Raw genomic sequence first — 25006 nt, 5'->3', positions numbered from 1 at the left:
AATCCTCAGGAGGCCAGGGGCTGGCGGTGCTCGGCCGCGCTGATTTCGAGATGGCGCACGAAGTGCTCCAGGCAAGGGGTGTCCGCAGTGGCCGACTTGGCCATGTCGTCCCAGCGCCGCAAACGGACCGCGTCCATCGCATGGGGCAATGCCTCGAAGGCCGTGGCCTGCGCCTCGTTGAAGACACCGCCTTGCAGCGCCAGGCTGCGCCTGGAGTCGGGCGACAGCTCTGCGAGGTAGCCCGGCTCGCGCGCGCACAGAAAGCGCTTGGCGTCCACATGCAAGCGGATCGGCTCCAGCGTCCCGGGACCGAAAAGCGCGCGCAGAAACGGCATGCAACGGTACTGGTGTACGTCGTCCAGTCCCTCCTGGGTGGGCGTGCCGCCCCACTCGTGCAGCAGGTGCCCCAGGTCATGCAGCAGCGCGGCTGCGATCAGGGCACTGCCGGCGCCCGCCTGCTCGGCCAGGTGGGCCGACTGCAGCGCATGTTCAAGTTGCGTCACTGGCTCGCCGTCATACTGGGCGTGGCCCCTGGACAGGAAGAGGCCGGTGATGTCCGGGATGGTGAGGCTCATGGTGGGCTGTTTGTGGGGAGTTTCGGGTGGAGGCATCGCTTCATCTGGCGCTCCCGCATCACGGGCCATCCAGGCGGGTGGCGTTGAGCACGGTGTCCAGGCGCGCGGCGCGCTTCGTCAAGCCCTCCATCACGGACTGAAAGCGCTCCGGCGAATTCGCCTTGCCGTCCATGGCGGTGGTCAGCATCTGAAAGAGTTCCAGGTCCACCACAGGGCGCAACTGGTAGTTGGAGGAGGCCCGGAAGCCCGAGAGGCCATTGATGGCTTTCAAGGTGGCTTTCTCCGCGTCGCTGCGCCCATAGGCGGTGAAGAACTTGCGGATGCGCTGCTGCGTGGCGGAGGGCAGGTCTTTGCGGTAGAGGATGGGATCGTTGGGTATCAGCGGCGACTCCCAGACCACGCGAACCCGCGCCAGCTTGTCTGGAAACTCGGCCTGGTAGCGGGGCAGTTCCTCCGTGTTGTTCGTGGCCAGGTCCACCCGCCCGTCGGCAACGGCCAGGAAGTTGTCCAGGTGGTTGGCGTGGCTGATCTGCTTGAAGTGCTTTTGCGGCTCTATCTTGTTCTTGGCGAACACGTAGTAGTTGGGCACCAGGTAGCCGGAGGTGGACTTCTTGTCGCCCGAACCGAAGCTGTAGGCGCCTGGGCGGCCCACCACATCGGCCAGCGACTGGATGGGGCCATCTTTTCGGGCAAAGAGAACCGAGCGATAGCCGCGTGAACCGTCCACCCTTACCATCTGCGCGAAGACGGTCGCGCGGTCGCTTTCCACCAGATCAATCGCCAGTTTGTTGTTGATCCATGCCAGCTGAACGCGCCCGTCCATCAGCGCGCCGGAGATGTCTGCGTAGTTTTTGGAGGCCAACACCTTGACCGGAATCTGCAGCTCTTTCGCGAGAGCTTCCGTGAAAGGTCTCCAGTCTTCGACGACCTTCTCGACGCTTCCCGCGACAATCAGCCCGACGGTCAGCGCGGAGTCCTTGTCGGCCGCACGGGCGGCGAGGGGGCCCAGCAAGGCAAGCGACGCCAGGGCCCACCCCAGGCGCTGGCGGGCATGGACTGTGCGGCGAGGTCGTTCATCGGCATTCATGGAAATACATCCTTGGTTTCGAACCAGGCCAACGCGGGCTGCTCCAGGACCCTCGCGGCGCCGTGCGGCCACCGATAGCTGTGGTGGCCGACGGCGCTTCGGGTACTACCAGGGCAGTGAATAGGTCTTGGTATTGGTGAAGCTCTTCATGGCCTCCAGCACGCCTTCCTTGTAGCCCAGGCCGGAGTCCTTGATGCCACCGAAGGGCGTCAGCTCCAGCCGGTAGCCGGGCACTTCGCGCACATTCACGCTGCCCACATTCAACTCGCGGATGAAACGGGTGATGTGGTCCAGCCGGTTGGTGCACACCGATGACGAGAGGCCATAGGCCGTGCCGTTGGAGATGCGGATCGCGTCGTCGATGTCCTTGAAGCGGATCACCGGCGACACGGGCCCGAAGGTCTCCTGCTTGGCGACGGTCATCTCGGGATCCACACGGTCGAGCACCGTGGGCGCATAGAGCGCACCCTGGCGCTCGTGGCCGCACAGCAGTTTTGCGCCGGCAGCGATGGCTTCGTTGACCACGGCCTCGAAGTGCTTGGCGGCCGCTTCGTCGATCACCGTGCCCATGTCGGTGGCGGGATCCATCGGGTCGCCGTACTTCAACGCCCGGGTCTTGGCGACCAGCAATTCAACGAACTGGTCGGCCACGGCCTCATGCACCAGCATGCGCTTGACCGCCGTGCAGCGCTGGCCCGAGTTCTTGTAGGAGCCGCTGGCAGCGAGCGTTGCGGCCTCTTCGATGTCGGCGTCATCCATCACGATGATGGGGTCGTTGCCGCCGAGTTCGAGAATCTGCCGCTTGTAGGCGGCTTTGCCGGCGATGTACTTGCCGATGGCCACGCCGCCGGTGAAGGTCACCAGATCGACATCCGGGCTGGTCAGCATCTCGTCGGCGATCTCGCGCGGATCGCCCGTGATGACCGACAGCATGGGCGGCGGCAGGCCCGCCTCGTACAGGATGTCGGCCAGGATGAAGGCGGTGAGCGGCGTCTTTTCGCTGGGCTTGAGGACCATGCGGTTGTTGGTGGCGATGGAGGGCGCAACCTTGTGGATGACCTGGTTCAGCGGGTGGTTGAACGGCGTGATGGCCGTGATTGCACCCAGCAGCGGCTCTTTCAGGGTGTAGACCTTGCGGCTCTTGCCATGGTGCGTGAGGTCGCAGGAGAACACCTGCCCGTCGTCGACCAGCGCCTGGTTGGCCGCGAACAGCAGCACATCGGAGGCACGGCCCACTTCATACAGCGAGTCCTTGCGGCACAGGCCCGATTCGAGCGTGATGGTGCGCGATATCTCGTCCAGGCGCGAGGCAATGATCTCGCCCGCCCGCATCAGTATCTTGTAGCGCTCGTAGCGTGTCAGCGTGGATTTGTAGTCCCGGGCGATGCGGTAGGCCCGCCTCACATCGTCCAGCGTGGCCTTGGGCACGGTGGCGATCACTTCGCCGGTATAGGGGTAGGTGACCTCGATGCTGCGGTCGCAGTAGACCCTCTCACCGGCGATGCGCAAGGCCTCGCGATGGATGGTCGCCGGCTTCAGACTGGGTTGGCTCATGGAGTGCTCCGCAATGCGGTTACTGGGCGTGGTTCAGTGCGATGTCGAGGGCATCGAAATTGCGCAGCCGGCGGCCGGATGCGATGCCTGTGACGGGGCGGTTGCAGATCAGCGGCACGCGCTGCTCGGAGACGCCGCCGTGGGAGCGCAGCGGAACCTCCAGCGCCGACAGGTCATGCCGGCTGGCCGAGGTACCGATCACCGTGTCGCGATTGCTGACCACGACGATGTCCCCAATGCGGTCGGGCGGCAGCTCGAAACGCTTGGCCGCCTCGGCCCGCGACAGGACGGACTCCATGCCCGGCACCTGCTTGATGCGCTCGATCCACTGCGCAGCGGTGGACTCGTCGGGCGCATAGACGGTGGCAAAGGAGCCGAGTGCGCCGTGGTGCACCACGTAGGGGTCGGTGATGGGCAGGATCACCCGTGCCTTCTCGGGCCCGTACCATTCGTCGAGCACGTCCTGCAGGTAGATGACGTTGGGCGAGCCGTCGGCACCGTGCTTGTCGTTCATGCCATGGTCGGCCGTGAGCACGATGGTGGCGCCCAGTTCGTCAAGCTGCGCCAGGTAGCCATCCATCATGGCGTAGAAGGCGTTCGCTGCAGGGCTGCCGGGAGCCGCCTTGTGCTGGACGTAGTCGGTGGTCGAAAGGTACATCAGGTGCGGGCGGCTCGATTGCATCAGCTTGACACCTGCCGCGAAGACGAACTCCGACAGTTCTGCACTGTAGACCGAGGGCACCGGCATGCCCACCATGTTCACCACGTCGTCGATCCCGTTTTCTTCGATGGTTGCCTGGTCCGACTTCTCGGAAGAAAAGCAGATTCCCTTCATCTTGTGGCCCAGGAGCTTGCGCAGCTTGTCCTTGGCGGTGACCACCGCCACCTTGGCGCCCTCATCGGCAAACGCCGCCAGGATGGTGCCTGCGCGCAGGTACTTGGGGTCGTTCATCATCACTTCCTGGCCGAGGTCGCGGTCGAAGAAGTAATTGCCACAGATGCCGTGGACCGAGGGCGGGGCACCGGTGACGATCGACAGGTTGTTCGGGTTGGTGAAGGATGGAACCACGCAGTCGGCCAGCAGGTCCGCACCGGTTTTGCGCATGCGCGCCAGATACGGCGCCACGCCTGCGGCAATGGCCGCATCCAGGTAGGCGGGCTCGCAGCCGTCAACGCAAACGATGACGATCGGGCGCAGCATCCAGCGGTAGCTGCGGGCGTTGACTTGCAGTGTCTCCTGTGTCATTTCAGACTTCCTTTTGATGGGGTTGAGAGGTGAGGGCGGCAGTGGGCGTCTCGGTGCGACCGAACGCCTTGTGCATGCGGGCACGGCTGTCGGCAACGTGCTGGCGAAGTGCGAGCCCTGCGGCATCGGGATTGCCGCTGGCAATGGCTTCGACAATGTGGCTGTGCTCGTCTGCGGAGACCCGCAGGCCACCGCCGCTGTCCAGTGCGCGCATGCGAAAGAGGTGCAGTTCCTTGACCAGGCGCTTGTAGGTTTCGGTGAGCTTGCGACTGCCTGCGGTGTCGAGCAGGATTTCGTGGAACTGGAGATTGAGCTGCGCGTATTGCTCCACGTCCTGCGCCAGGGCGGCTGAGCGCATGGCTTCGAGCATGGCGCGAAGGCGTTCGACCGCATCGGGCTGGATGGCAAGGGCCACGCGCCGTCCGATGATTTCTTCGAGCGCCTCCCGCAGCTCATAGATCTCGTCCGCCTCCTCGAAGGCGATCTCCCGGACGAACACGCCACGGTTCTTCTCGTTGCGCACCAGTCCGGCCTCTTCCAGTGCGCGCAGGGCTTCGCGGATGGGGCCACGGCTGGTGTTGAAGCGCTGGGAGAGCTCGCTCTCATTGATGCGGCTGCCGACGGGCAGCTCGCCGGTCATGATCAAACGCTCGATCTCTTCCTGCATCAGCATGGGCAGCGAGCTGGTCTGAAGAAAGGCGAGGGCGGCGGAATGAGGGCTTGAGGTCATGGATGGCGATCTTACGCGGATATTGAAAACTGTCAACAATTTACTATTGACAGTTTTTAGTCGGCAATTTACATTGCATTCACCGAGCATGGAAGAACATGTGCCGGAGCCCGCCAAAGCCCTTCCAAGGGATAGCAAGCCCTCTATCAGGAGTAACAGATGACGATGAAAGCAAGCACAAGCCGCCTAGCGGCGGCCCTATTTCTCACTGCGATCAGCCTTGTGGCGGGCAGCACTGCCTGGGCACAGAAGACGCCCCTTCTGGTCTACACGGCGCTGGAGACCGATGCCATGAAGCTCTACAAGGACGCCTTCGAGAAGGCCAACCCAGACATCGAAGTGAAGTGGGTCCGCGATTCCACCGGCATCGTCACTGCCAAGCTGCTGGCCGAAAAAGCCAATCCGCAGGCCGATGTGGTGGCCGGCCTGGCGGCCAGCAGCCTCGCGCTGCTGCAGCAGGAGGGGATGCTGCTGGCCTACGAGCCCAAGGGGTTCAAGGAGCTCAACCCTGCCTACTCCGATACCGCAAGGCCCCCGGCCTGGGTCGGGATGGACGTGTGGGCGGCAACGATCTGCTTCAACCGGGTGGAGGCCCAGAAGCTGGGTCTGCCCAAGCCCGAAAGCTGGAAGGACCTGACCAAACCCATCTACAAGGGGACCATCTCCATGCCCCACCCGGCTTCGAGCGGTACGGGCTACCTGGATGTGTCCTCATGGCTGCAGATGTGGGGCGATGCGGAGGGCTGGAAGTTCATGGATGCCTTGCACCAGAACATCGCGCAGTACGTGCATTCGGGGTCCAAGCCCTGCAAGCAGGCCGGTGCCGGTGAGTTTCCGATCGGCATTTCCTTTGAGTTCCGGGCCCACCAGGTCAAGAAATCCGGCGCACCGGTCGATCTCATCTTCCCCAAGGAAGGCCTGGGCTGGGACATCGAAGCCACCAGCCTCATGAAAACCAGTACCAAGCTGGAGCAGGGCAAGCGGTTCGCCGACTGGATGGCCAGCAAGGAGGCCAACCAGATCTCGTCGCGCTGGTGGGCCGTCGTGGCCTATCCCGGCCTGGTGTCGAAGCTGGAGGGTATTCCTGAGAACTACGAAAAGCTGCTCGCCAAGAACGACATCAACTGGGCCGCGAAGAACCGCGAGCGCATATTGGCCGAGTGGAGCAAGCGCTACGAAGGCAAGGCAGAGCCCAAGTAAGAGGCCCGGCGGCATCCCATCAGCCCCATAACCACGAGTGCGAAAAATGGACATGACCGACACCCGATTCATCGCCAGCCAGATACCTGCCGCGCCCCCTGCCGCGCTCGAGATCGTGGGCGTTCGAAAGGACTTTGAAACCTTCAGCGCGCTGCGCGACGTGCATCTGCGTGTCAACAAGGGCGAGATGCTGTGCTTCCTGGGCCCTTCGGGCTGCGGCAAGACCACGCTGCTGCGCATCATCGCGGGCTTGGAAACACAGACCTCCGGGCAGATCCTGCAGGACGGCAAGGACGTCTCCTGGCTGCCCCCGGATGGGCGGGACTATGGGATCGTCTTCCAGTCGTACGCGCTGTTTCCCAATCTTTCGATTGCCGAAAACGTGGGCTATGGGCTGGTCAACAGCCGCGCAAAAAAGGGGGAAATCAAGGCACGTGTCGAGGAGTTGCTGAAACTCGTCGGCCTGCCGACCTCTGGCCACAAGTACCCCAGCCAGCTGTCTGGCGGGCAGCAGCAGCGCGTGGCGCTGGCCCGGGCCCTGGCCACGCGCCCTGGGCTGCTGCTGCTGGACGAGCCGCTGTCGGCGCTCGACGCGCTCGAGCGCATCCGGCTGCGTGGAGAGATCCGCCGGCTGCAAAAGCAGGTGGGCATCACCACCATCATGGTCACACACGACCAGGAAGAAGCACTGTCCATGGCGGACCGCATCGTGGTCATGAACCATGGGGTGATCGAGCAGGTCGGCACACCGATGGACATCTACGAACGGCCCGCCACCCCCTTCGTGGCGGATTTCGTCGGCAAGGTCAACGTGCTGCGCTCCGTGGCGCTGGGGAACCAGCGTTTCCAGGTGGGGGACATGGAGCTGGAGTGCAGCGCCTGCGATGGCCGGTTCGAGCCGGGCGAAGACGTGAATCTCTATTTGCGCCCCGAGGACCGTGCGGTCGAGCACCTGGACCACACCACCGCCAACCGGCTGCAGGTGCTGGTCACCAAGGTCGAGTTCCTGGGTGGGCTGTGCATTGCCGAGGTCACGGCCGATGCGCTGCATGGGCAAACGCTGGGACTGCACTTTTCCCTCAACCAGCTCCATGACCTGGGCATCCGCGAAGGCAACACCATCGACATTGCCCTGCGTGCCAACCGCATCCGTGCCTTTTCTGCGCGCAGGCCCGGGCCATGACCGCGCTGTCCCGCCCCGCTGCTGCCATGGCGGCAACCCCCACGCGGCCCCTGTTGCGCTGGAGCCGTGACGAGACCATCGCGCGGGCCATCCTGCTGGCCGTGATGGCCATGCTGCTGGTCTTTCTGGTGGCCCCGCTGCTGACCATCCTGGCGCAGGCCGTGCAGGACAAGAGTGGCCGCTTCGTCGGCCTCGCGCACTTCATCACCTACTTCAAGACGCCGAGCCTTCTGAGCGCGGCCTGGAACTCGATCTGGGTGTCGGCCGCCGTGGTGGCGATCTCCGTGCCTGTGGCCTTCGTGTTCGCCTATGCACTGACCCGCAGCAGCATTCCGGCGCCACTCAAGGCCGTCTTTCGGCTCATCGCGCTGATCCCTTTGCTGGCGCCATCACTGCTGTCTGCCATCTCGTTCGTGCAGTGGTTCGGAAACCAGGGCGCGCTCAAGTTCCTGCTCGGCGGCATGTCCATCTATGGGGCCCCGGGGATCATCCTCGCCGAGGTCTACAACACCTTCCCGCATGCCCTGATGATTCTGGTCACGGCCCTGTCGCTCGCCGACGGCCGGCTGTACGAGGCGGCCACTGCGCTGCGCACGCGGCCGTTTCGCCAGTTCATGACCATCACGCTGCCCTCGTGCAAGTACGGCCTCATCAGCGCGGCCACCGTGGTGTTCACCTATGTGATCAGCGATTTCGGTGCGCCCAAGGTGATCGGTGGCAACTTCAACGTGCTGTCGGTGGACGTTTTCAAGCAGGTCGTGGGGCAGCACAACTTCTCCATCGGTGCGGTGGTCGGCATGCTGTTGCTGATTCCGTCGGTCATCTCCTTCGTGATCGACTATGTGGTGCGCCGCAAGCTCAAGGCGCAGCTCACGGCCCGCTCGGTGCCATACGTCCCCAAGCGGCGCAAGGTCGCCGATGCGCTGCTGACCCTGTTCTGCACGGTGGTCTGCGGCCTGCTTCTGGCCACCATCGGCATGGCGATCTACACCTCGCTGATCTCGCTGTGGCCCTACGACCTTTCGTTCACGATGAAGCACTACCACTTCGTGCTGATCGAGAGCGACATGGCGGCCGCCTACGGCAACAGCCTGCTCGTTGCCATGGTCACCGCGGTGGCCGGCTCGCTGATCGTCTTCGTGGGCGCCTACCTCATCGAGAAGACGCGCAACCTCGGCCTGATGCGGCCCGCCATGCACCTGATGGCCGTGCTGTCCATGGCCGTGCCGGGCCTGGTGCTCGGGCTGGGCTATGTGATGTTCTTCAACCATCCCGGCAATCCCTTGAACTTTCTGTACCAGACGATGGCGATCCTGATCATCTCGATGGTCATCCACTACTACACATCCAGCCACCTCACCGCCATCACGGCGCTCAAGCAGTTGGACAACGAGTTCGAGGCCGTGTCGGCGTCCCTCAAGGTGCCGTTCTTCAAGACCTTCATGCGCGTGACCGTGCCGGTGTGCCTGCCGGCCATTCTGGATATCGGGCGCTACTTCTTTGTGGTGTCGATGGCCAGCCTGTCGTGCGCGATCTTTCTCTACACGCCCGAGACCATCCTCGCCTCGGTGGCGATCATGCACCTGGACGATGCCGGTGACATCGGCCCCGCGTCTGCATTGGCCAGCCTGATCGTGATCACCTCGACGCTGGTGTGCATTGCCTACTCACTGCTCACGCGCGTGCTGCTGTCACGCACACAGGCCTGGCGCAACCTGGCCCGCAGCTGACCCTCACCTTCCAACCCGGTTCCCTTCCCCGCCTGGAGACAAACCATGAGCCAAACCCCCACCCCCATCCTGCTGACCCCTGGCCCTCTGACCACCTCTGCCCGCACGCGCCAAGCCATGTTGCGCGACTGGGGATCATGGGACTCGGACTTCAACCAGATCACCGCACGCATCCGCAAGAACGTACTCGACATCGTGCATGGCACAGGGACGCACGAGTGCGTCCCCTTGCAGGGGAGCGGGACCTTTTCCGTGGAGGCGGCGATCGGCACCGTCGTTCCGCGCGACGGCCACGTGCTCGTACCGAACAACGGTGCCTACTGCCAGCGCCTGGCCAAAATCTGCAAGGTCATTGGTCGCAAGGTCAGCACCATCGACTACACGGAAGACAAGCCCATGTCACCCGCCGATGTCGACCGCGCACTGGCCGCCGACCCAAGCATTACGCACGTGGCGGTAGTGCATTGCGAAACCGGGGCCGGCGTCCTCAATCCGCTGCACGAAATCGCCGTGGTCGTCGCCAGGCACGGCCGCGGATTGATCATCGATGCGATGAGCTCCTTTGGCGCACTGGAGATCGATGCCCGTCAGACGCCATTCGACGCCGTCGTTGCCGCATCCGGGAAATGCCTCGAAGGCGTTCCCGGCATGGGCTTCGTCATCGTCAATCGCAGCGTTCTGGAGGGATGCGAGGGCAACTGCCACTCGCTGAGCATGGACCTCTACGACCAATGGGTCTACATGGAGAAGACCACGCAATGGCGCTTCACGCCGCCGACGCATGTGGTGGCGGCGCTGGACGCGGCGATTACCCAGTACCTGGAGGAGGGCGGTCTTCCAGCCCGTGGCGGGCGCTACGCGCGCAACTGCAAGGCATTGATCGATGGATTGGCGGCATTGGGTTTGCGCCCCTTTCTCGATCCCGAAATCCAGGCGCCCATCATCGTGACCTTCCATGCACCAGACGATGCCAACTACAACTTCAAGGCCTTCTACCAGGAGGTCAAGAGGCGCGGCTACATCCTTTACCCCGGCAAGCTGACGCAGCTCGAGACGTTCCGTGTCGGCTGCATGGGGCACTTCGGTGATGCGGGCATTCCTGGAGCGGTGGACGCCATCGCCGACACACTCCAGGCGATGGGTATTCAGCGGGTGTCGAGTCCGGTGCTGGCCTGAGCCACGCCCGTGCCGTTCGTTGTCCCATCACGATGGCACGCTTGCAGCGTCACCTGTGAAGCCCGCGCACCATGATCGTGTACCGCGCATTCGTGGTGGGCTCCAGGTGCGAAGCCAGGGCGCGGAACCCCAGGCGGGCATAGAAGCCTTCGTTGCGTGTGGAAAACGTCTCCAGGTAGCAAGCCACGCCCGCTTCATCCGCCGCTGCCAGCGTGGGCACCAGCAACTGTGCGCCCAGGCCCTGGCCCTGCGCTGCAGGGTCGATGCCCAGGATCGACAGGTACCAGGCGCCCTGCAGTTCGGCCCCACTGGCGCGCGGGCCCATGAAGGCAATGATCTGGCGGTAGTGGTCCATGCCGCGCGGGCCCAGCACGCTCTGCAGGTGGTCCGACTTGGCCTGGGCGTCGGCCGCTTCGATCTGCGCCGGGCGTGGCAGGGCCCAGATGGCCATGCCCAGGCGCGGGTCGTCGAGCGTGTGGCACAGGCCGCCGCGCTGCGCCTCGCGCACGGCGCAGTCCAGGTAGTGCGCCAGCACCGCGAGGCGCGCGGCTGCATCGTGTGCGAAGTCGACGGTGACCGCCTGGTAAAAAGGATCGTCGATCAGCGATGCCGCCAGAGCGGGCGTGGAAGGGTGCAGCGAAGGCGTGGACATGGGCGCGGACCTTACCAGACCCGAGCCGTGGATCAAGACCCGGGCTGCGCGTAGGCCTCTTCGAAGAAATAGTCCTTCCACGAGGCGGCCTTGTTCTTGAGCACGCCGAGCTTTTCCAGCTCGTCGGCGTACACGAAGGTGCGGTGCGGCGACACGGTGAAGTCGTTCTCCGGGTCTTCCACGATCTTGCGCACCAGCTCGGGCGCGAGCTTGGACTTCTGCACGCGGATGAAGATGTCGGCCGCCTTGGCCTTGTCGGCCTTGACGATCTGCGCCGCCTCGACCAGCGCGGCGTAGAACGCCTTGTAGGTCTTGGGGTTCTCGTCGTGGAACTTCTGCGTGGTGTAGAGCACGTTGAACGTGGCCGGCCCGCCCAGGATGTCGTAGGAGCTGATGAGCTTGTGGATGTTCTTGTTGGCGGCCAGGGCCTGGTAGTAGAACGGCGCGCTCGAGAAATGCGTGTTGATCTCCGTGCCCCCCGATATCAGCGCTGCCGTGGCCTCCGGGTGGGGCAGGCTCACCGAGATCTTGTCGAAGCGCTTGAAGTCGTCCTTGCCGAACACGCGCGCCGTCTCGATCTGCAGCGTGCGCGACTGGAAGCCCACACCCGCAGCCGGCACGGCGATGCGGTCCTTTTCGCCCAGGTCCTTCAAGGTCTTGACCGTGGGGCTGTTGGTGAGCAGGTAGTTGGGCAGCGAACCCAGCGCCGCCACGGCCTTCACATTCTGCTTGCCGCGCGTGCGGTCCCACAGCGTGAGCATGGGCGGCACGCCGGCGGACACCACGTCCAGCGAGCCGGCCAGCAGCGCCTCGTTCATGCCCGTGGCGCCCGAGATGCTGGCCCACTCCACCTGCACATCCAGGCCCTGCTGCTTGCCGTGCTTTTCGATGAGCTGCTGGTCGCGCACCACGTCGAGGACCAGGTAGCCGATGCCGAACTGCTGCGCAATGCTGATCTTGCCCTCGGCCTGCGCGGCCAGGGGTACCAGGCCCAGCAGGGTGGCGGCCGCCAGGGCCAGGGCGCGCCCGGCCAGTGAAGGCCGGCCGTGCTGCGCTGCCTTGCGTTGTTCCTGCATGCTCCTGTCTTGTTCCATGCCCCGTCCAGCCATATCGTTTCCCTGTTCAATCGTTCGTGGGTCCAAGCGGCAGACTCTAGGGCCGAGCCGGGCGCGCGGGAACGAATGAATCGTGCATACCTAACAACCAATTCATCTATGCAGGTTGCCGTGCCGCAGGATGCATTGGCCGTGCCAGGCCCAGGTGCTCGCGCAGCGTGCGCCCCTGGTACTCGGTGCGGAACAGGCCGCGGCGCTGCAGTTCGGGGATCACGAGCTCGGCAAAGTCCCTGAGGCCGTGCGGCAGGGTGGGGGCCAGCACGTTGAAGCCATCGGCCGCGCCGGTGGTGAACCAGTGTTCGAGCTGGTCGGCGATGGATTCGGGCGTGCCGACGAGGGTCCAGTGCCCGCGCGCGCTGGCCACCTTTTCGTAGAGCTGGCGGATGGAGAGGTTCTCGCGCCGGGCCATGCCCTCGAAGAGTTCCTGGCGGCTTTTCCAGCCCTCGGTCACCGGCAGGTCCTGCGGAAACGGGCCGTCGATGTCGTAGCCCGACGGGTCCACATTCCCGAGGAAGGTAGAGAGCAGGCCCACGCCCAGCACCGGGTCGATCAGGCCCTGCAACTGGTCGAACTTGTCCTGCGCCTCCTGCTGCGTGCGCCCGACGAAGGGCGATATGCCGGGCAGGATCTTGAGCTGCTCGGGCGTGCGGCCATGGGCCGCCAACCGGCCCTTGAGGCCGCTGTAGAAGGCCCGAGCCTCGGCCGCGCTCTGCTGCGCGGTGAACACCACCTCGGCCGTGGCGGCGGCCAGGTCCTGCCCATCGCCCGAGGAGCCCGCCTGCACCAGCACCGGGTAGCCCTGCGGTGCGCGTGGCGTCTGCAGGCCGCCGTGTACCTGGTAGTGCTCGCCGGTGTGGGCCACGCGGTGCAGCCGGGTCGGGTCGAAGAAGCGGTTGGCCACCTTGTCGTGGATGAAGGCCTCGTCCTCCCAGGTGTCCCACAGGCCCTTGACGATCTTCACGTACTCGTGGGCCCGGGCATAGCGGTGCGCGTGCGCGAGTTGCTGCTCCAGCCCGAAAGCGCGCGCCTCGAAATCGCTGCCCGAGGTGAGGGCGTGTCATCACTCATTTCACCCCCGAGAAAGCCTGCAGCGCGGTGCAGTGCAAGGCGCCCTGAGTGTCGCGTAGCACGGCTACGCAAGCGAAGGGCAACGCCGCAATGCGCCGCGCTGCAGGCTTTCCCTTCGGGCTGGCCCCGGCATGCGGCGTCTGCTTTGTCACATGGCTTGCCAATAGCCCGCTATTGGCTGCGCCGCGCTTCGCGCATCCATCCGCCTGCCGGGACCAGCTCGGGGGCGAAATAAGTGATGACACGCCCTGTTCCAGCCGCTGCGCCCGCCGCTCGCCTGGTCCAGCGATGCGTACTTGCGGGCCAGGTGGTAGGGCGGCAGGTAGGTGGACGACACCGTGGCCACCAGGCCGATGTGGGTGGGGACTGCGACAGCGCCGCCAGGGTGATGAGCGGATCGAGCGGATACCGCAGGGCATTCCTGGCCACCACGTCGTCCGGCGGGCCGGGCAGGCCCACGTTGTCGGCGAAGAAGATGGCATCGAACTTGGCAGCCTCGGCGATGCGGGTCCACTCCTTGAGCGATTCGATGCGGCTGGCTGCGCCCGGGTCCACGTCGGGGTGGCGCCAGGCGGCCAGGTGGTGGCCGACGCCGAAGAAAAAGGCACCGAGGTGCATCTGGGGGCGGTGTGTGGTCATGGCAGGGGCTTTGAAACGACAACGACGCCCGGCACGCACCCCATGGGTGGCGTGCGGACGCGGGCTGGAAAGAGGGTGCTGCGGGTGGCGCTGAGCTCTCAGAGCTTGGCGATGGAGACCTCGGTCGACTTGACGAGGGCCACCACTTCCGAGCCCACCGCGAGCGCCAGCTCATCGACCGAGCGTGTGGTGATGACGGAGGTGACGATGCCGTAGGGTGTCTCGACATCGACTTCCGAAACGACTGAGCCGCGGATGATCTCGCGGATCTTGCCGCGGAACTGGTTGCGGACGTTGATGGCCTTGATGCTGGATGTCATGGGGTGTGCCTTGCGGTAAAGGGGGAGGAAGGGAGCAGCATCAGGGCGTTGGCCGCAAGAGGCCGGTCACCAAGAATGCGCCAGAAGAGGGCGGGACAGCGCTGCAAAGGAAGCACGTGCCGCCTGGGCCTGGGTGCGCTTGGACACCCGCATGCGCACATAGCCATGCGGCGCCCGACGCGCCAGCGCCGCAGGGGAGCCAGGTGTCACGCCCCAGGCCCGCGCCGTCAGGGCCAGCACGCGGCGCGCTTGCGTTGCGGGCGACAACGGTGGAAGAAGAAGTGCGGTGCGCGCCATGGCAGGCCTGGCTTCAGACGCGGGCCGCCGTGCCCGGGCTGCCATGGTGGGCCGGCTCTGCGTGGGCAGACGTGGCGACCAGAAAGCCCACGATCAATGCGACCGCGCACACCACGAGCGCGCCGATGGCCAGGTTGCGCAGCGCCATCCAGAAGGCGCCATCGGGCGGGCTGAGGTCAAGGTCTTCGGTGGTCACGGGCAGCATGGCAGGGGCTCCTGGTTCGTCAATGCAGACGGGCGGGGTGGGCGCGATTGTCGGAAGGGGTGGGCACCCATGGAACGACTTTTGTGTCAGTTGCATATAGCCAAATCAACCGAGCTCGCGGTGGCGGGCTCAGGCGCTCACGGGCAACGGGGCCTGCGCTGGCGCCTTGGTGCGGCGCGCATCCACGCTCCAGGGCCCCGCCCCGGCCGCCGCGATATACAGGAACACGAAGGAGAACAGCACGGCAGCCTCTCCCTGGTTCAGAGAGGGTGCCAGCACATGGCCCTTGGTGGCATGGCCGATGAAGTAGGCGAAGGCCGTGAGGCCCGAGAGCACGAAGGCCGTGGGCCGTGTGAACAGGCCGATGAGCAGCAGCACCCCGCCGACCAGCTCGAGTATGCCGGCCAGGCCGAGCAGGGAGACGATCTGCAGGTTGTCGAAATACGCGACGTGCGGAAAGCCCAGCAGCTTGGCCGTGCCGTGCTGCAGGAGCAGGAAGGCCGAGATGATGCGCAGCACGGACAGCGCGCGGGGCGCCAGAATTTCGGGGTGGCGAAGCAGTGACATGGTGAAGTCCTTGCGTTGAGATGGGAGACGAAGAAGGCGGCGCCTGGTTCCCAGGGGCACCGACCAGGTCATTCTGCGCAGGCAGGCCACGCCATCCAACGAAGGAATGCGAGTTTGCAGATGCGGTTTCCGTTGGCCGCAACCCACCCGTCCCGTCCAGGGCCCCCTTGCCGCCCGAAGCGATGGGAGGCGCCTCGGGGCGGTGTCAATGTGCGGCGGCCAGCGCCGGCAGAAACTCCACTCCCGTTCGCTTCACCAGCTCCTGGTAGCTGATCGGCGGGCCTGCCCGCTCGCCCTCGCGGTTGGCCTGCCAGTGCGCCCAGGCGCGCTGTGTGCTGGCGTCGTACACCAGCTTGAACAGGTAGGCCGGCACGCGCACCTTGTTGGCGCCGATGGCTGGGCTCTCGGCGGTGAAGACCGGGCCGGTGATCACGTACACGTCGCCTCGGGCGCGCAGCACATAGCGCCGCGTGTCCTGCTCGATGCGGGCCCAGGGGCCGCCGTTCTGCCTGGGGTCCTGCGGCACCATGTTGGCCAGCGAGAAGCTTTGCGCCATGGCCGTGGGGGTGGACATGTCCGCCGCCGGTGCCATGTGCCCGCGGCTGTAGCCCGAGCGCTTGTAGTCGTCGAGCTCGGCGCGCTCGCCGCGGGGCAGGCGGGCATCGGCAAAGAACTTGTTCGAGCGCTTCTCGTCGGCGCCTTCCAGCACCTGGCGGTTCAGGCGCTGGGCCACGTAGACGGGTGTGCGCGTCTCGCCGCTGTGCAGCACGGCAAAGGCCTCGTAGCACAGCTCGCGCTGCTGGGCGCGGCGCGGCACCGGCGGCGGCTTGCCGCCCACGAAGAACTGCGGGCAATGCACGAAGCCCGTGGGCTGCGCGCTGCGCAGGCCGGCGATGCTGTCGAGAAAGGTGGTGGGAGTGCGGGCGAGGGAGGGGGCGGCGGCGCCAAGGACCAGCGCCAGGGCCGTGGCCCCACGCGCGGCGCGGGGCCAGGAAAAAAACAGATTCAAAGCAGGGTATCAAAGCAGCGAAAAGGGCGCTGATTGGACCACTGCGGTAGGCCTGTTTTGGCCTTACCGGCCGTAATGCTGCAAGGTTTTTCTGCCGCTTGCAGAGCTTACGTTTGGAGGCAGTGAATCGGGTCCGTCACAGCTCTTTCGCGTAGACGATGAACCCGTGGTGTTTGGCCACCTTGTCGTACAGCAAGCGACCAGCCGCATTGGTCTCCTGCGTCTGCCAATACACGCGCGAAGAGCCGGCCGCACGGGCCTGTTCGTACACGGCTTCGATCAGCAGGCGGCCGATGCCACGCCCGCGCGCGGCCTCGCGGGTGAACAGGTCGCTCAGGTAGCAGACCGGCTCGATGCGCGTGATGCTGCGGTGGTACAGGCAGTGGGTCAGGCCCAGCAGCGCGCCGCTGCCTTCCTCCTGTGCCACCAGACAGTGCATCGGCTCGGCCGGGTCGAGAAAGCGCTGCCAGGTGCTTGCCGTGATGTGTTCGGGCAGGGCCGTGGCGCCGAAGCGCCCGTAGAAGGCGTTGTAGCCGTCCCAGAGCGGGCGCCAGGCGGCGTAGTCGTCTGCAGTGGCGGGGCGGACAGACACCGGGGCAGTCGTCATGCGGGGTTCCTGCAAGGGACGGAGCGTTCAGCGGTTGAGCACGCGCCCGGGGTTCATGATGCCCTGCGGGTCCAGCGCCTGCTTGACGGCGCGCATCATCGACAAGGCAACGGGCGACTGGTACTTTTCGAGCTTGTCGGCCTTGAGCTCGCCGATGCCGTGCTCGGCCGAGAAGGAGCCGCTGAACTCGGCCACCGCGTCGTACACCAGCTGGTGCACATGCTCTTCGTGGTCGCGCAGGAAGGCCTTGGGATCGCCTTCCACGGGCGCCTGCACGTTGTAGTGCAGGTTGCCGTCGCCCAGGTGGCCGAAGTTGACCAGGCGCACGCCCGGGATCTCGCGGCGCAGCACGGCATCGGTGTGGGCCACGAAGGCGGGGATGCGCGAGATCTGGATGGAGATGTCGTGCTTGATGTTCAAGCCCTCTTCGGCCTGCGCCAGGGGGATGTTCTCGCGGATGTGCCACAGCTGCTGGGCCTGCGTGAGGTTTTCGGCCACCACGGCGTCGGTCACGCAGCTGGCTTCGAAGGCGGTCTCCAGCAGCGCTTCGAAGCGGCCGCGCGCATGCGCTTCGGATTCGCTGTCGGAGTTTTCGAGCAGCACGCACCAGGGCGCGTTCTCGTCACCCAGGAAGGGCACGCGCAGCTGCGGCATGTGCTTGCCCACCAGGCTCAGCGCGAACTGGCCCATCACCTCGAAGCCCGTGAGGCCCGCGCCCAGGTGCTTGTGCGCCAGGCCCAGCAGGGCCACGGCATGCTCCATGGAGGGCACGGCCGCCCAGGCCGTGAGGCGCGCAGCAGGCTCGGGGTAGAGCTTGAGCGTGGCGGCGGTGATGATGCCCAGCGTGCCTTCGCTGCCGATGAACAGGTCGCGCAGGTCGTAGCCGGTGTTGTCCTTGCGCAGGCCCTTCAAGCCATCCCACACCTCGCCCTGGGCGGTGACGACTTCCAGGCCCAGGCACAGGTCACGCGCGTTGCCGTAGCGCACCACCTGCGTACCACCGGCATTCGTGCCCAGGTTGCCGCCGATGGTGCAGCTGCCTTCGGCCGCCAGCGACAGGGGGAACAGCACGCCCGCGTTCTGCGCCACATCCTGCAGGTTCTGCAGGATGCAGCCGGCCTCCACCGTCATGGTCAGGTTGTCGGTGTCGATGCTGCGCACGGCGTTCATGCGTGTGAGGCTCAGCACCACCTGCGTGCCGCTGTCGTCGGGGGTGGAGCCCACCGCCAGGCCGGTGTTGCCACCCTGCGGCACGATGGCCGTGCCGGCGGCCGCACAGGCCTTGACCACGGCGGCCACTTCCTGCGTGCTGGCAGGGCGCACCACGGCCAGGGCCTTGCCGCGCACGCGTCGGCGCCAGTCCTGCTCCCAGGCAGTCAGGTCGCCATCGGTCAGCACGTGGGCCGGGCCGACCAGGGTGCGCAGGGTGTCGAGGAGGGTGGTGGTCATGTCGTTGGCCTTTCGTCTACAGCGGTCAGGGCTGCTGCCGGGGCGGGCGCCAAGGCATTGCAGCGTGATAGGTGGATTGTCGGGTAGGGCTTGTCGCTTGTATCGTGTCAGGCGGCGGGGGATGGTGCCTGCCCTTCCTGTAATTCTTTGGCCGCCGCCATGGCCTTCGCATTGCGCTGGCGCAGCCGCACGTGCAGCGTGCAGGCGGTGAAGAGCACCAGGCACAGCAGCACCTCAGCCCAGGCCAGCCACTGCGACGGGGGCTTGTCGCCCCAGCCGCGCACCACGCCCTCGGTGAAGTACAGCCAGATCACCAGGCTCACCCAGCGGTAGGTGTACATGCGGTTCTTGAGGATGCCGGCCAGCGGGATGCACAGCGGCAGTGCCTTCAGGGCAATCCATGAGCCGCCAGGGCGCACGGGGGCCAGCACCAGCTCCCAGGCCAGGCACAGCACGATCAGCGCCATCACGCTGCCGGTGGCCACCCAGCGGGTGGCGGCAATGGCGTGGTCGGAGACGGGGAGGGAAGCGGTCATCGGTGGCGGTGCAGCAATTGGCAGTCGGTGGGTGGATGGCACAGGGGCTCAAAAAAAAAACTGTCGGTGGGTCCGGGTGCGATGGGCGGGGTCAGTGGGCAGTCCGTGGCCATTGTGCTTGCGGCCCGCAGCGCGCTTGGGCCCACAATGCGCGGTGTATGTCGCCTGCCCGCAGTCATTGCGATGCAGCGTTTTCACACCCCCTGTGGCCCCTTGCCGGGCCTAGGATCATATCGGCCATGCCCTTGACCTTGCAGACTGTCGCCTTGCGCATCGAAGCGCTGATCACGCAGCTGTCGCATTTCCCCTGGAAAACGACGGCCCTGACCCTGCGCGAGCGCTTTCGTGAGGACCACCTGGGCCTGACGGCCAGCAGCCTGACCTTCACCACCACGCTGGCGCTGGTGCCGTTCTTCGTGGTGGCGCTGGCGGTGTTCACGGCCTTCCCCATCTTCGGCAAGGTGCAGGACGTGCTGCAGCGCTGGCTGGTCGACAGCCTGGTGCCCGACAGCATCTCGCGCCAGGTGCTGGGCTACCTCACGCAATTTGCCGCCAAGGCCAGCAGCCTGGGCGTGGCGGGCTTCAGTATCCTGTTGGCCACCGCGTTGGCGCTGATCCTCACCATGGACCGCACGCTCAACGACATCTGGCGCGTGCGCCGCCTGCGCCCCCTGGGCCAGCGCGTGCTGATCTACTGGGCCGTGATCACCCTGGGCCCGCTGCTGCTGGGTGTGAGCCTGGCCGTCACCTCGTACGTCATGTCGGCCTCGGGCGGGCTGGTGAAGGCACTGCCCAGCGGTGTGCAACTGCTGTTCGACTCGATCCAGTTCTTCGTGCTCGCCGGCTGCATGGCGGCGCTGTACCACTACGTGCCCAACACCCCGGTGAAGTGGCGCCACGCCTGGGCCGGCGGCCTGTTCGTCTCGGTCTGCATCGAGCTGGCCAAGCGGGTGCTGGCGATTTACCTGAGCAACGTGCCGACCTACTCGGTGGTGTACGGGGCCTTCGCCACCTTGCCGATCCTGCTGGTATGGATCTACGTGGCCTGGGTCATCGTGCTGCTGGGTGCGGTGGTGACCGCCTACCTGCCCAGCCTGCTCGCGGGCGTGGCCCGGCGTGGCACGGTGGCGGGGTGGACCTTCCAGCTGGCAGTGGAGGTGCTGCAGGAGCTGTACCTGGCGCGCCGCCATGTGCAGAAGGGGCTGCGCGCGAGCGAGTTGGCGCAACTGCTGCGGCTTGACGTGTTGCAGCTCGAACCGGTGCTCGATGCCCTGCTGTCTCTGGATTGGGTGGGGCAGATCAATGACGCGCAGGCCGATCCGGATGCGGCGGATGTGGCGGAGCCGCGGTATCTGTTGCTGGTGGATCCTTTGGCTACTTCGGTCGAGCCGCTGGTGGAAAAGCTGTTGCTGGAGCGGGCGGAGAGTCTGGGGTCGTTCTGGAGCAGTGCGGGGTTGGAGAGGATGAAGGTGGCGGATTTGCTCCGGGGGGCTGTGCGGGGGTGAGCTTGCTCCGTTAGTTGTGGTTGCTGTGTGCCTGGGTTGAGGGCGGGAGCCGGGATATGCGCCCGGCGGCGCACCTACCTTCTTTTGCGTGACCCGTCCTGAATAGCGTTGACACCTCAAACGGTTAAACAAGCCGGAGCAACCCGGCCAATGACGCCCGATGCACCGCATCGGGTGTTTGCATTTTCAGCGACAGATGAACCCTCTCGTGGTTGTATATCTCTATTGACTGCTGCACCATGCGCCTGGCTTGATGGATGTCTTGTGGCCGGCTCAACAGGAACTCCGTCTTCAGAATCCCGTTGACCCGCTCGGCCAACGCGTTCTGGTAGCAGTCGTAGCCGTCCGTCATCGAGCAGGTAAGTCCATGGCTGCGGTGAAGCTGCTGGTAGTAGGTCGAGCAGTACTGAATCCCCCTGTCCGAATGGTGTACCAGGCGCTGGCGGGTCTGGCGCTGCCTGAGCGCCATCTGCAACGCCTGCGCCACCTCCTCGGTCTGCAAGCTCTCGTGCACGTGCCAGCCCACGATCTTGCGGGAGTGGGCATCCGTCACCAGGCTCAGGTACACGAACCTGCCTGCGGTGGGCAGGTAGGTGATGTCGGCCACCCAGACTTGCTCACTGTGGGCAGCATGCACCTGCTGTGGCCCGACCTTGAGCAGATTGGGATGGCGCCTGAAGCGGTGGTGGCTGTGGGTGGTCTTGTGGTACGCACGTCCAGGAGGAACCAGCATCCTGGCGTTGCGCAACACGTCGAACATGGCGTCCCGGCCCAAGACAATGCCCTGCAGGCCCAATGGTTCACGCAGCATGTGATGCAGCTTTCGCGTGCCCACCCGAGGCTGGCGCATGCGCAGCTCCTTGACCTGTTGAACGACAACCTTGGCGTGCTCCACGCGCTGGGCATGTCGGCAGCGCCCTTGGTAATACGCTTGGCGACTCACGCCCATGTGCTGGCAAGCCCTGCTCACGCTCAGCCCTTGGATGAGGGCTTGGTCGAGGACTTGCCAGAAGGCTTTTTTACGATGCGCACCCCATAGTCCTTGCGCAGCACGTCGATCACGGCTTCGAACAACTGCGCCTTCTGCTGGGATTGCTGCAATTGCGCCTTCAGCGCTTTGATCTCTTGCTCGGGTGTGAGGGGGCTGGGGGCTTTGTCGATGGGCATTGCCGTCAATGATGCCGCACGCGGCCAGCCCAGTCTGCCGTGTTTGCGAAGCCACGCCAGCACCGTCGACTTGCCCTGGATGCCGTAATGCACCTGGGCTTGTTTGTAGGTGAACTGGCCTTTTTCTACCTGCTCGACAACTGCCAGCTTAAAGGCCATCGTGTAGTCGCGCTGCGTGCGCTTGGTCCTTGATTCCATGACACTTTTCCTTTTTGGGGAGGGAAGGTGTCAACGCAGGGCAGGACGGGTCAGCGTCGCCAAAAGAAGGTAGGCCAAGAAAAGGCGACCCCGCTGCCCGTGTCCCCCATCGCCCTATCGGGCGCTGGGGGCAGCCTGCGATGCTCGGTCCTGGGGTGACGCCGAAGAACTCCCTGCGCTGCCTCTGCGAGGCAGCTCCGGTCAGACAGCTTCGGCGAGCCAGACAACGATGCGCGTGTCCTTCGGCACGCGCTCACCCCAGGCCCTGCGCTTCTCGGCACGGTCAGAAGGGGGGGGACGGGCTCCACACGGGCCATTGCTTCGCTCGGCCCCAACTGCCTCGCTGCGCTTGGCCTGGGCAGAGCGATCGCGCTCCAACAGTCGGCAGCGCGCAGCGCGCGCGTCCCCGACCCAAGGCGCAGCTGCGCAGCAGCAGCCGTCTTTGTCCCCGCTCCCCACCCCTTCTGGCTGCGCCGAGAAGCGCAGGAGCTGGGGTGGGCGTGTGTGCCGAAGGACACACACGCTTCGTCATCTGACTTGCCGCAGCTGTTTGAGCGGAGTTCGAAGAACGCAGCGAGTTCTGCGGCACCACCCCAGATCCGAGCATCGCAGGCTGCCCCCGTTCGCCCGACAGGGCGAACGGGGGACGCAGACTGGGGGCCGCCTTCTCTTTGGTGACTTTCTCTTGGCGGCCAAGAGAAAGTTACTGCGCCGCCGGGCGCACATCCCGGCCTCCGCCCTCAACCCAGGCAAACGGCTGAAAAGAAACCCTGAACTCAACGCGCCGGCGCAGCCACGGACGCAGCTGGCCCTACCACCGCAGCAGCAGGTACAGCACCACTGGCCCCAGGCGCAGGTACCACAGCCGGTGCAGCCACCGGCGGCGTCACCGTCACCCGCGGCACCCACCGATCCAGCCAATGCGCCCGCCACGCCACAAACCCCACCACGACCACGGCAACCAGAACCCCCAGCCCCACCCACACAGGGCTTTTGGACTCCGCAAACGGATCATCGAGCATGCGCCGTGCATTGGCCGGCACCTTGGCCACCTGCGACAGGGATCCACCCAACCGGGTGTTCACCCGCATGCGCCCATTGATCGCCCAGCCGCTGGCATCCAGGATGGGCCCCAGGCTGCGCTGGCGCAGCTTGAGCCAGGCGATCAGCATGCTCGGCCCCGAGATCGCCAGCACGATGCCGATCAGGGCCAGCGGGATCCACACCCCCAGGTCCACGAACTTGCCGAAGATGCCCACCAGCACCGCGCTGATGCTGCCCAGCGCCACGCCGATGGCCGCCACCGTGCCCACGTCGGTGCGGCGTGGGGTGCCGGGCACGGTCACGCTGCTGGCGTTGGTGCCCACGGTCTTGAGATCGGTGCTGGCCAGGGTGCTGGCGGCCGTGCCCAGTGACTTCTGCGCGCGCGCATCGCTGGCCGAGGCGCGCTTGGCCACCTGCTCTTCGATCATGCGAACGAACTTCTTGTACGGCGAGAAGAAGGCCTGGCGGATGCTCGTGGGGTTCTCGATGATACGGGTGATGGTCGCGTCCCAATCGTGGCCATCGCGGTCGTAGAACACGCCGTTGCGGCCCACGAAGAGGAAATCCACGTCGCCCGCGGTGAATGCCGCCACGATGCCCATCTTCTGGCCCTTGCGCGTGCAGTCGCAATACGCCAGGTAGGTCTTGGCCAGGCCGGCGAGCTTGGCGTGGCGCGCGGCGTCGGGCACCTGCACCACTAGGTCGCAGCTGCGCGCATCCAGGTACAACGTGCCGGCCTGGAAGATGGCACCGCGGCGCTGGTAGAAGGCCGAGAACGAGACAAAATTGTTGAGCAGCTCCAGCAGGTCGCGCTTGAAGCGCAGCAGCTTCTCCAGCCCCTGCGCCTGTTCGTTGTGGGCCTGTTCGGCCTCGTCCTCGTCGATGAGGGCCATCACGCGCTGCTCGGCATCGCCCGCCAGCAGCACCTCGCGCACGTCTTCGTCCAGTGCATCGAGGCGGGTGGCAGGTCGGTCGGCCAGCCACTGCTGGCAGGGCGCCAGCGACTTCTGGATCAGCTGCCACTCGTCCTGCGTCAGGCTTTCGGCGTTGCTGCGCGCCAGCAGGGGCTCCACCGTGCGCTCGCGGAAGTTGCGCAGGGCCTTGGCCCAGGCCGGGTTCACGCCGTGGCGCAGGGGCAGGGCGCCCCCGGGGGTGATGGGGGCCAGGGGCAAGGTGGTGATGGCCGGCGAGGCCAGGCCCAGGTCCTGGCCCGCCATGGCGCTGTACTCATCGAGCGAAGGGTTCAGTGCCGTGGCGGCGCGCGGGTCGTAGGCGGCCAGGCGGGTGCGGGCGAAGAAGTCCTCCACCTTCGCGGCCACGGCGTTCATGGCCTCGGTGGCGGCCAGGGTGCGCTCGCCCAGGGCCAGGCCGGTGGTGGCGCCACGCGCCTGGGCGGCCCAGGCCCTGAGCTGGCCGAGCTCGGCAAAGAACGCCTCGGCGCGTTGGCGGTCGATGCCGGGCAACTGCTTGTCGGTGGTGGGCGCAATGCTGCCGTGCGTGGTGATGATGTGCGCGATGGCCTCGCGCGCCACGCTGTCGTCCTTGCCTGCGGTGTCCACGGTGATGATGCCGTCGCCGTTGAAGCGCATGCCGCTGAGCTGCTTGCTGCGTTCGAGCACGTCGGCCAGCGCAATCGCCGTGGCCTCGGGCTTGCCGGCCATGGCCAGCAGGCGCCGGGCCTCCGCGGCCAGCGCTGCGCCGTCTTCGGTGCGGTCGTCGATGGCGCCGATCTCCAGCGTATCGCCGGGGCGGGCCAGTTCGTCCGCGCTGTGCAGTTGCGCACAGGCCCAGGCACAGGCGGCCAGCAGTTCGGGCGGGCGGATGCGCCCGTCCTTGTCGGTATCGATCAGGTCCAGTGTGCGTTCATCGAACTCGATGCCGCGCGTGGGGCAGGCCAAGGCCACCCAGAGCTTCTGGTCGAGTTCTGCCAGGTGGGCGATGTCCGCGCCGCTCTGAATGATGACCTGGTCCACGCCGCCGGCGCGAAAGAACTGCCAGGCGTGCTGGGGTGGGGGCTGCTCGGGCTGCAGCGGGGCGCGGTGGGTGGGGAGGGATGTGGCGACGGTCGGCTGCGGCTGAGGGTCCATGTCCTCATTGTCGGCAGCCTGCGCCCATCGCCGCCCCGGACCTGGGCGAACAGGCCTGTA

At 65.8% G+C, this 25006-nt stretch carries 22 protein-coding genes and 1 pseudogene; 5 read left to right on the top strand and 18 right to left on the bottom strand.

The features are described 5' to 3' along the window. Positions 1–5 precede the first annotated feature (5 nt). The 5 genes from AC0IZS_RS32355 to AC0IZS_RS32335 form a co-directional block, all read right to left on the bottom strand. The gene (locus AC0IZS_RS32355; protein WP_471639399.1) at positions 6–575 is read right to left on the bottom strand and encodes a phosphonate degradation HD-domain oxygenase; all 570 of its coding nucleotides are present in this window, start codon (positions 573–575) and stop codon (positions 6–8) included. A gap of 58 nt (positions 576–633) precedes the next feature. Next, the gene (phnD, locus tag AC0IZS_RS32350; RefSeq protein ID WP_471639398.1) at positions 634–1662 is read right to left on the bottom strand and encodes a phosphate/phosphite/phosphonate ABC transporter substrate-binding protein; all 1029 of its coding nucleotides are present in this window, start codon (positions 1660–1662) and stop codon (positions 634–636) included. Between the two features lie 105 nt (positions 1663–1767). Continuing rightward, entirely contained in the window at positions 1768–3216 is a 1449-nt protein-coding gene (phnY, locus tag AC0IZS_RS32345) for a phosphonoacetaldehyde dehydrogenase (RefSeq protein WP_471639397.1), read from the bottom strand. A 19-nt stretch (positions 3217–3235) separates the two neighbouring features. Continuing rightward, on the bottom strand, positions 3236–4462 hold the full coding sequence (gene phnA / locus AC0IZS_RS32340; protein ID WP_471639396.1) for a phosphonoacetate hydrolase: 1227 nt from the start codon (positions 4460–4462) through the stop codon (positions 3236–3238). A gap of 1 nt (position 4463) precedes the next feature. Continuing rightward, complete coding sequence (locus AC0IZS_RS32335; protein WP_471639395.1) at positions 4464–5192, bottom strand: phosphonate utilization associated transcriptional regulator; 729 nt, start codon at positions 5190–5192, stop codon at positions 4464–4466. A gap of 159 nt (positions 5193–5351) precedes the next feature. On the opposite strand from AC0IZS_RS32335, the gene AC0IZS_RS32330 reads away from it, so the two are divergent. Genes AC0IZS_RS32330 through AC0IZS_RS32315 form a run of 4 tightly spaced genes read left to right on the top strand, consistent with a single transcriptional unit; the run spans position 5352 to position 10481 of the window. Then, complete coding sequence (locus AC0IZS_RS32330; protein ID WP_471639394.1) at positions 5352–6392, top strand: putative 2-aminoethylphosphonate ABC transporter substrate-binding protein; 1041 nt, start codon at positions 5352–5354, stop codon at positions 6390–6392. 46 nt (positions 6393–6438) lie between these two features. Further along, entirely contained in the window at positions 6439–7575 is a 1137-nt protein-coding gene (locus AC0IZS_RS32325) for a putative 2-aminoethylphosphonate ABC transporter ATP-binding protein (protein ID WP_471639393.1), read from the top strand. After that, the gene (locus AC0IZS_RS32320; protein WP_471639392.1) at positions 7572–9305 is read left to right on the top strand and encodes a putative 2-aminoethylphosphonate ABC transporter permease subunit; all 1734 of its coding nucleotides are present in this window, start codon (positions 7572–7574) and stop codon (positions 9303–9305) included. Before AC0IZS_RS32325 ends, AC0IZS_RS32320 begins: the two co-directional genes overlap by 4 nt. 45 nt (positions 9306–9350) lie before the next feature. After that, positions 9351–10481 (top strand): 2-aminoethylphosphonate--pyruvate transaminase, encoded by a 1131-nt coding sequence (locus AC0IZS_RS32315; RefSeq protein WP_471639391.1) that lies wholly within the window; start codon positions 9351–9353, stop codon positions 10479–10481. Between the two features lie 49 nt (positions 10482–10530). On the opposite strand, the gene AC0IZS_RS32310 is transcribed toward AC0IZS_RS32315, so the two are convergent. The 11 genes and pseudogenes from AC0IZS_RS32310 to AC0IZS_RS32260 form a co-directional block, all read right to left on the bottom strand. Then, a complete protein-coding gene (locus AC0IZS_RS32310; RefSeq protein WP_471639390.1) occupies positions 10531–11133 on the bottom strand; it encodes a GNAT family N-acetyltransferase in 603 nt (200 codons plus the stop codon). Positions 11134–11165: 32 nt separating this feature from the next. Further along, positions 11166–12209, bottom strand: a complete 1044-nt coding sequence (locus AC0IZS_RS32305; RefSeq protein WP_471639389.1) for an ABC transporter substrate-binding protein — start codon at positions 12207–12209, stop codon at positions 11166–11168. A 136-nt stretch (positions 12210–12345) separates the two neighbouring features. Further along, a pseudogene (locus AC0IZS_RS32300) lies at positions 12346–13284 on the bottom strand (NtaA/DmoA family FMN-dependent monooxygenase); the annotation flags it as partial. Positions 13285–13487: 203 nt separating this feature from the next. Continuing rightward, the gene (locus AC0IZS_RS32295; protein WP_471639388.1) at positions 13488–13955 is read right to left on the bottom strand and encodes a hypothetical protein; all 468 of its coding nucleotides are present in this window, start codon (positions 13953–13955) and stop codon (positions 13488–13490) included. Positions 13956–14053: 98 nt separating this feature from the next. After that, positions 14054–14275 (bottom strand): TOBE domain-containing protein, encoded by a 222-nt coding sequence (locus AC0IZS_RS32290; RefSeq protein ID WP_179681338.1) that lies wholly within the window; start codon positions 14273–14275, stop codon positions 14054–14056. Between the two features lie 310 nt (positions 14276–14585). Beyond that, entirely contained in the window at positions 14586–14777 is a 192-nt protein-coding gene (locus AC0IZS_RS32285) for a hypothetical protein (RefSeq protein WP_471639387.1), read from the bottom strand. 129 nt (positions 14778–14906) lie between these two features. Next, a complete protein-coding gene (locus AC0IZS_RS32280) occupies positions 14907–15344 on the bottom strand; it encodes a DoxX family protein (RefSeq protein ID WP_471639386.1) in 438 nt (145 codons plus the stop codon). Between the two features lie 205 nt (positions 15345–15549). Next, the gene (locus AC0IZS_RS32275) at positions 15550–16353 is read right to left on the bottom strand and encodes a DNA/RNA non-specific endonuclease (RefSeq protein ID WP_471639385.1); all 804 of its coding nucleotides are present in this window, start codon (positions 16351–16353) and stop codon (positions 15550–15552) included. A gap of 136 nt (positions 16354–16489) precedes the next feature. Further along, complete coding sequence (locus AC0IZS_RS32270; protein WP_471639384.1) at positions 16490–16960, bottom strand: GNAT family N-acetyltransferase; 471 nt, start codon at positions 16958–16960, stop codon at positions 16490–16492. Positions 16961–16987: 27 nt separating this feature from the next. Next, positions 16988–18409 (bottom strand): FAD-binding oxidoreductase, encoded by a 1422-nt coding sequence (locus AC0IZS_RS32265; RefSeq protein ID WP_471639383.1) that lies wholly within the window; start codon positions 18407–18409, stop codon positions 16988–16990. 107 nt (positions 18410–18516) lie between these two features. Next, positions 18517–18945: a DUF2069 domain-containing protein gene (locus AC0IZS_RS32260; RefSeq protein WP_471639382.1), complete on the bottom strand. Its 429-nt coding sequence runs from the start codon at positions 18943–18945 to the stop codon at positions 18517–18519. A 239-nt stretch (positions 18946–19184) separates the two neighbouring features. Here AC0IZS_RS32260 and AC0IZS_RS32255 point away from each other — a divergent pair, with 239 nt between their 5' ends. Continuing rightward, positions 19185–20450, top strand: coding sequence for a YihY family inner membrane protein (locus AC0IZS_RS32255; RefSeq protein WP_471639381.1), 1266 nt, complete (start codon positions 19185–19187; stop codon positions 20448–20450). Between the two features lie 124 nt (positions 20451–20574). Here the strand turns inward: AC0IZS_RS32255 and AC0IZS_RS32250 are convergent. Both AC0IZS_RS32250 and AC0IZS_RS32245 read right to left on the bottom strand, forming a co-directional pair. Next, a protein-coding gene (locus AC0IZS_RS32250) for an IS3 family transposase (protein ID WP_471636968.1) occupies positions 20575–21815 on the bottom strand; the annotation gives its coding sequence in 2 pieces (ribosomal slippage) (positions 20575–21458 and positions 21458–21815; 1242 coding nt in all). A 776-nt stretch (positions 21816–22591) separates the two neighbouring features. Further along, on the bottom strand, positions 22592–24946 hold the full coding sequence (locus AC0IZS_RS32245) for a hypothetical protein (protein ID WP_471639380.1): 2355 nt from the start codon (positions 24944–24946) through the stop codon (positions 22592–22594). Positions 24947–25006: the final 60 nt, after the last annotated feature.

This window comes from Acidovorax sp. AC410 (assembly GCF_979253235.1).
Note: the sequence above shows the minus strand (reverse complement) of the source record. Positions and strands in the feature narration are given on the sequence as shown.

Excerpts from the sequence above, each read along its gene's own strand:
- AC0IZS_RS32305 (WP_471639389.1), bottom strand. The coding sequence starts at position 12,209 with ATGCAGGAACAACGCAAGGCAGCGCAGCACGGCCGGCCTTCACTGGCC.
- AC0IZS_RS32325 (WP_471639393.1), top strand. The coding sequence starts at position 6,439 with ATGGACATGACCGACACCCGATTCATCGCCAGCCAGATACCTGCCGCG.
- AC0IZS_RS32245 (WP_471639380.1), bottom strand. The coding sequence starts at position 24,946 with ATGGACCCTCAGCCGCAGCCGACCGTCGCCACATCCCTCCCCACCCAC.
- AC0IZS_RS32260 (WP_471639382.1), bottom strand. The coding sequence starts at position 18,945 with ATGACCGCTTCCCTCCCCGTCTCCGACCACGCCATTGCCGCCACCCGC.
- AC0IZS_RS32295 (WP_471639388.1), bottom strand. The coding sequence starts at position 13,955 with ATGACCACACACCGCCCCCAGATGCACCTCGGTGCCTTTTTCTTCGGC.
- AC0IZS_RS32335 (WP_471639395.1), bottom strand. The coding sequence starts at position 5,192 with ATGACCTCAAGCCCTCATTCCGCCGCCCTCGCCTTTCTTCAGACCAGC.
- phnY (WP_471639397.1), bottom strand. The coding sequence starts at position 3,216 with ATGAGCCAACCCAGTCTGAAGCCGGCGACCATCCATCGCGAGGCCTTG.
- AC0IZS_RS32285 (WP_471639387.1), bottom strand. The coding sequence starts at position 14,777 with ATGCTGCCCGTGACCACCGAAGACCTTGACCTCAGCCCGCCCGATGGC.
- AC0IZS_RS32315 (WP_471639391.1), top strand. The coding sequence starts at position 9,351 with ATGAGCCAAACCCCCACCCCCATCCTGCTGACCCCTGGCCCTCTGACC.
- AC0IZS_RS32310 (WP_471639390.1), bottom strand. The coding sequence starts at position 11,133 with ATGTCCACGCCTTCGCTGCACCCTTCCACGCCCGCTCTGGCGGCATCG.
- phnA (WP_471639396.1), bottom strand. The coding sequence starts at position 4,462 with ATGACACAGGAGACACTGCAAGTCAACGCCCGCAGCTACCGCTGGATG.
- AC0IZS_RS32290 (WP_179681338.1), bottom strand. The coding sequence starts at position 14,275 with ATGACATCCAGCATCAAGGCCATCAACGTCCGCAACCAGTTCCGCGGC.
- AC0IZS_RS32255 (WP_471639381.1), top strand. The coding sequence starts at position 19,185 with ATGCCCTTGACCTTGCAGACTGTCGCCTTGCGCATCGAAGCGCTGATC.
- AC0IZS_RS32270 (WP_471639384.1), bottom strand. The coding sequence starts at position 16,960 with ATGACGACTGCCCCGGTGTCTGTCCGCCCCGCCACTGCAGACGACTAC.
- AC0IZS_RS32355 (WP_471639399.1), bottom strand. The coding sequence starts at position 575 with ATGAGCCTCACCATCCCGGACATCACCGGCCTCTTCCTGTCCAGGGGC.
- AC0IZS_RS32320 (WP_471639392.1), top strand. The coding sequence starts at position 7,572 with ATGACCGCGCTGTCCCGCCCCGCTGCTGCCATGGCGGCAACCCCCACG.
- AC0IZS_RS32330 (WP_471639394.1), top strand. The coding sequence starts at position 5,352 with ATGACGATGAAAGCAAGCACAAGCCGCCTAGCGGCGGCCCTATTTCTC.
- AC0IZS_RS32265 (WP_471639383.1), bottom strand. The coding sequence starts at position 18,409 with ATGACCACCACCCTCCTCGACACCCTGCGCACCCTGGTCGGCCCGGCC.
- phnD (WP_471639398.1), bottom strand. The coding sequence starts at position 1,662 with ATGAATGCCGATGAACGACCTCGCCGCACAGTCCATGCCCGCCAGCGC.
- AC0IZS_RS32280 (WP_471639386.1), bottom strand. The coding sequence starts at position 15,344 with ATGTCACTGCTTCGCCACCCCGAAATTCTGGCGCCCCGCGCGCTGTCC.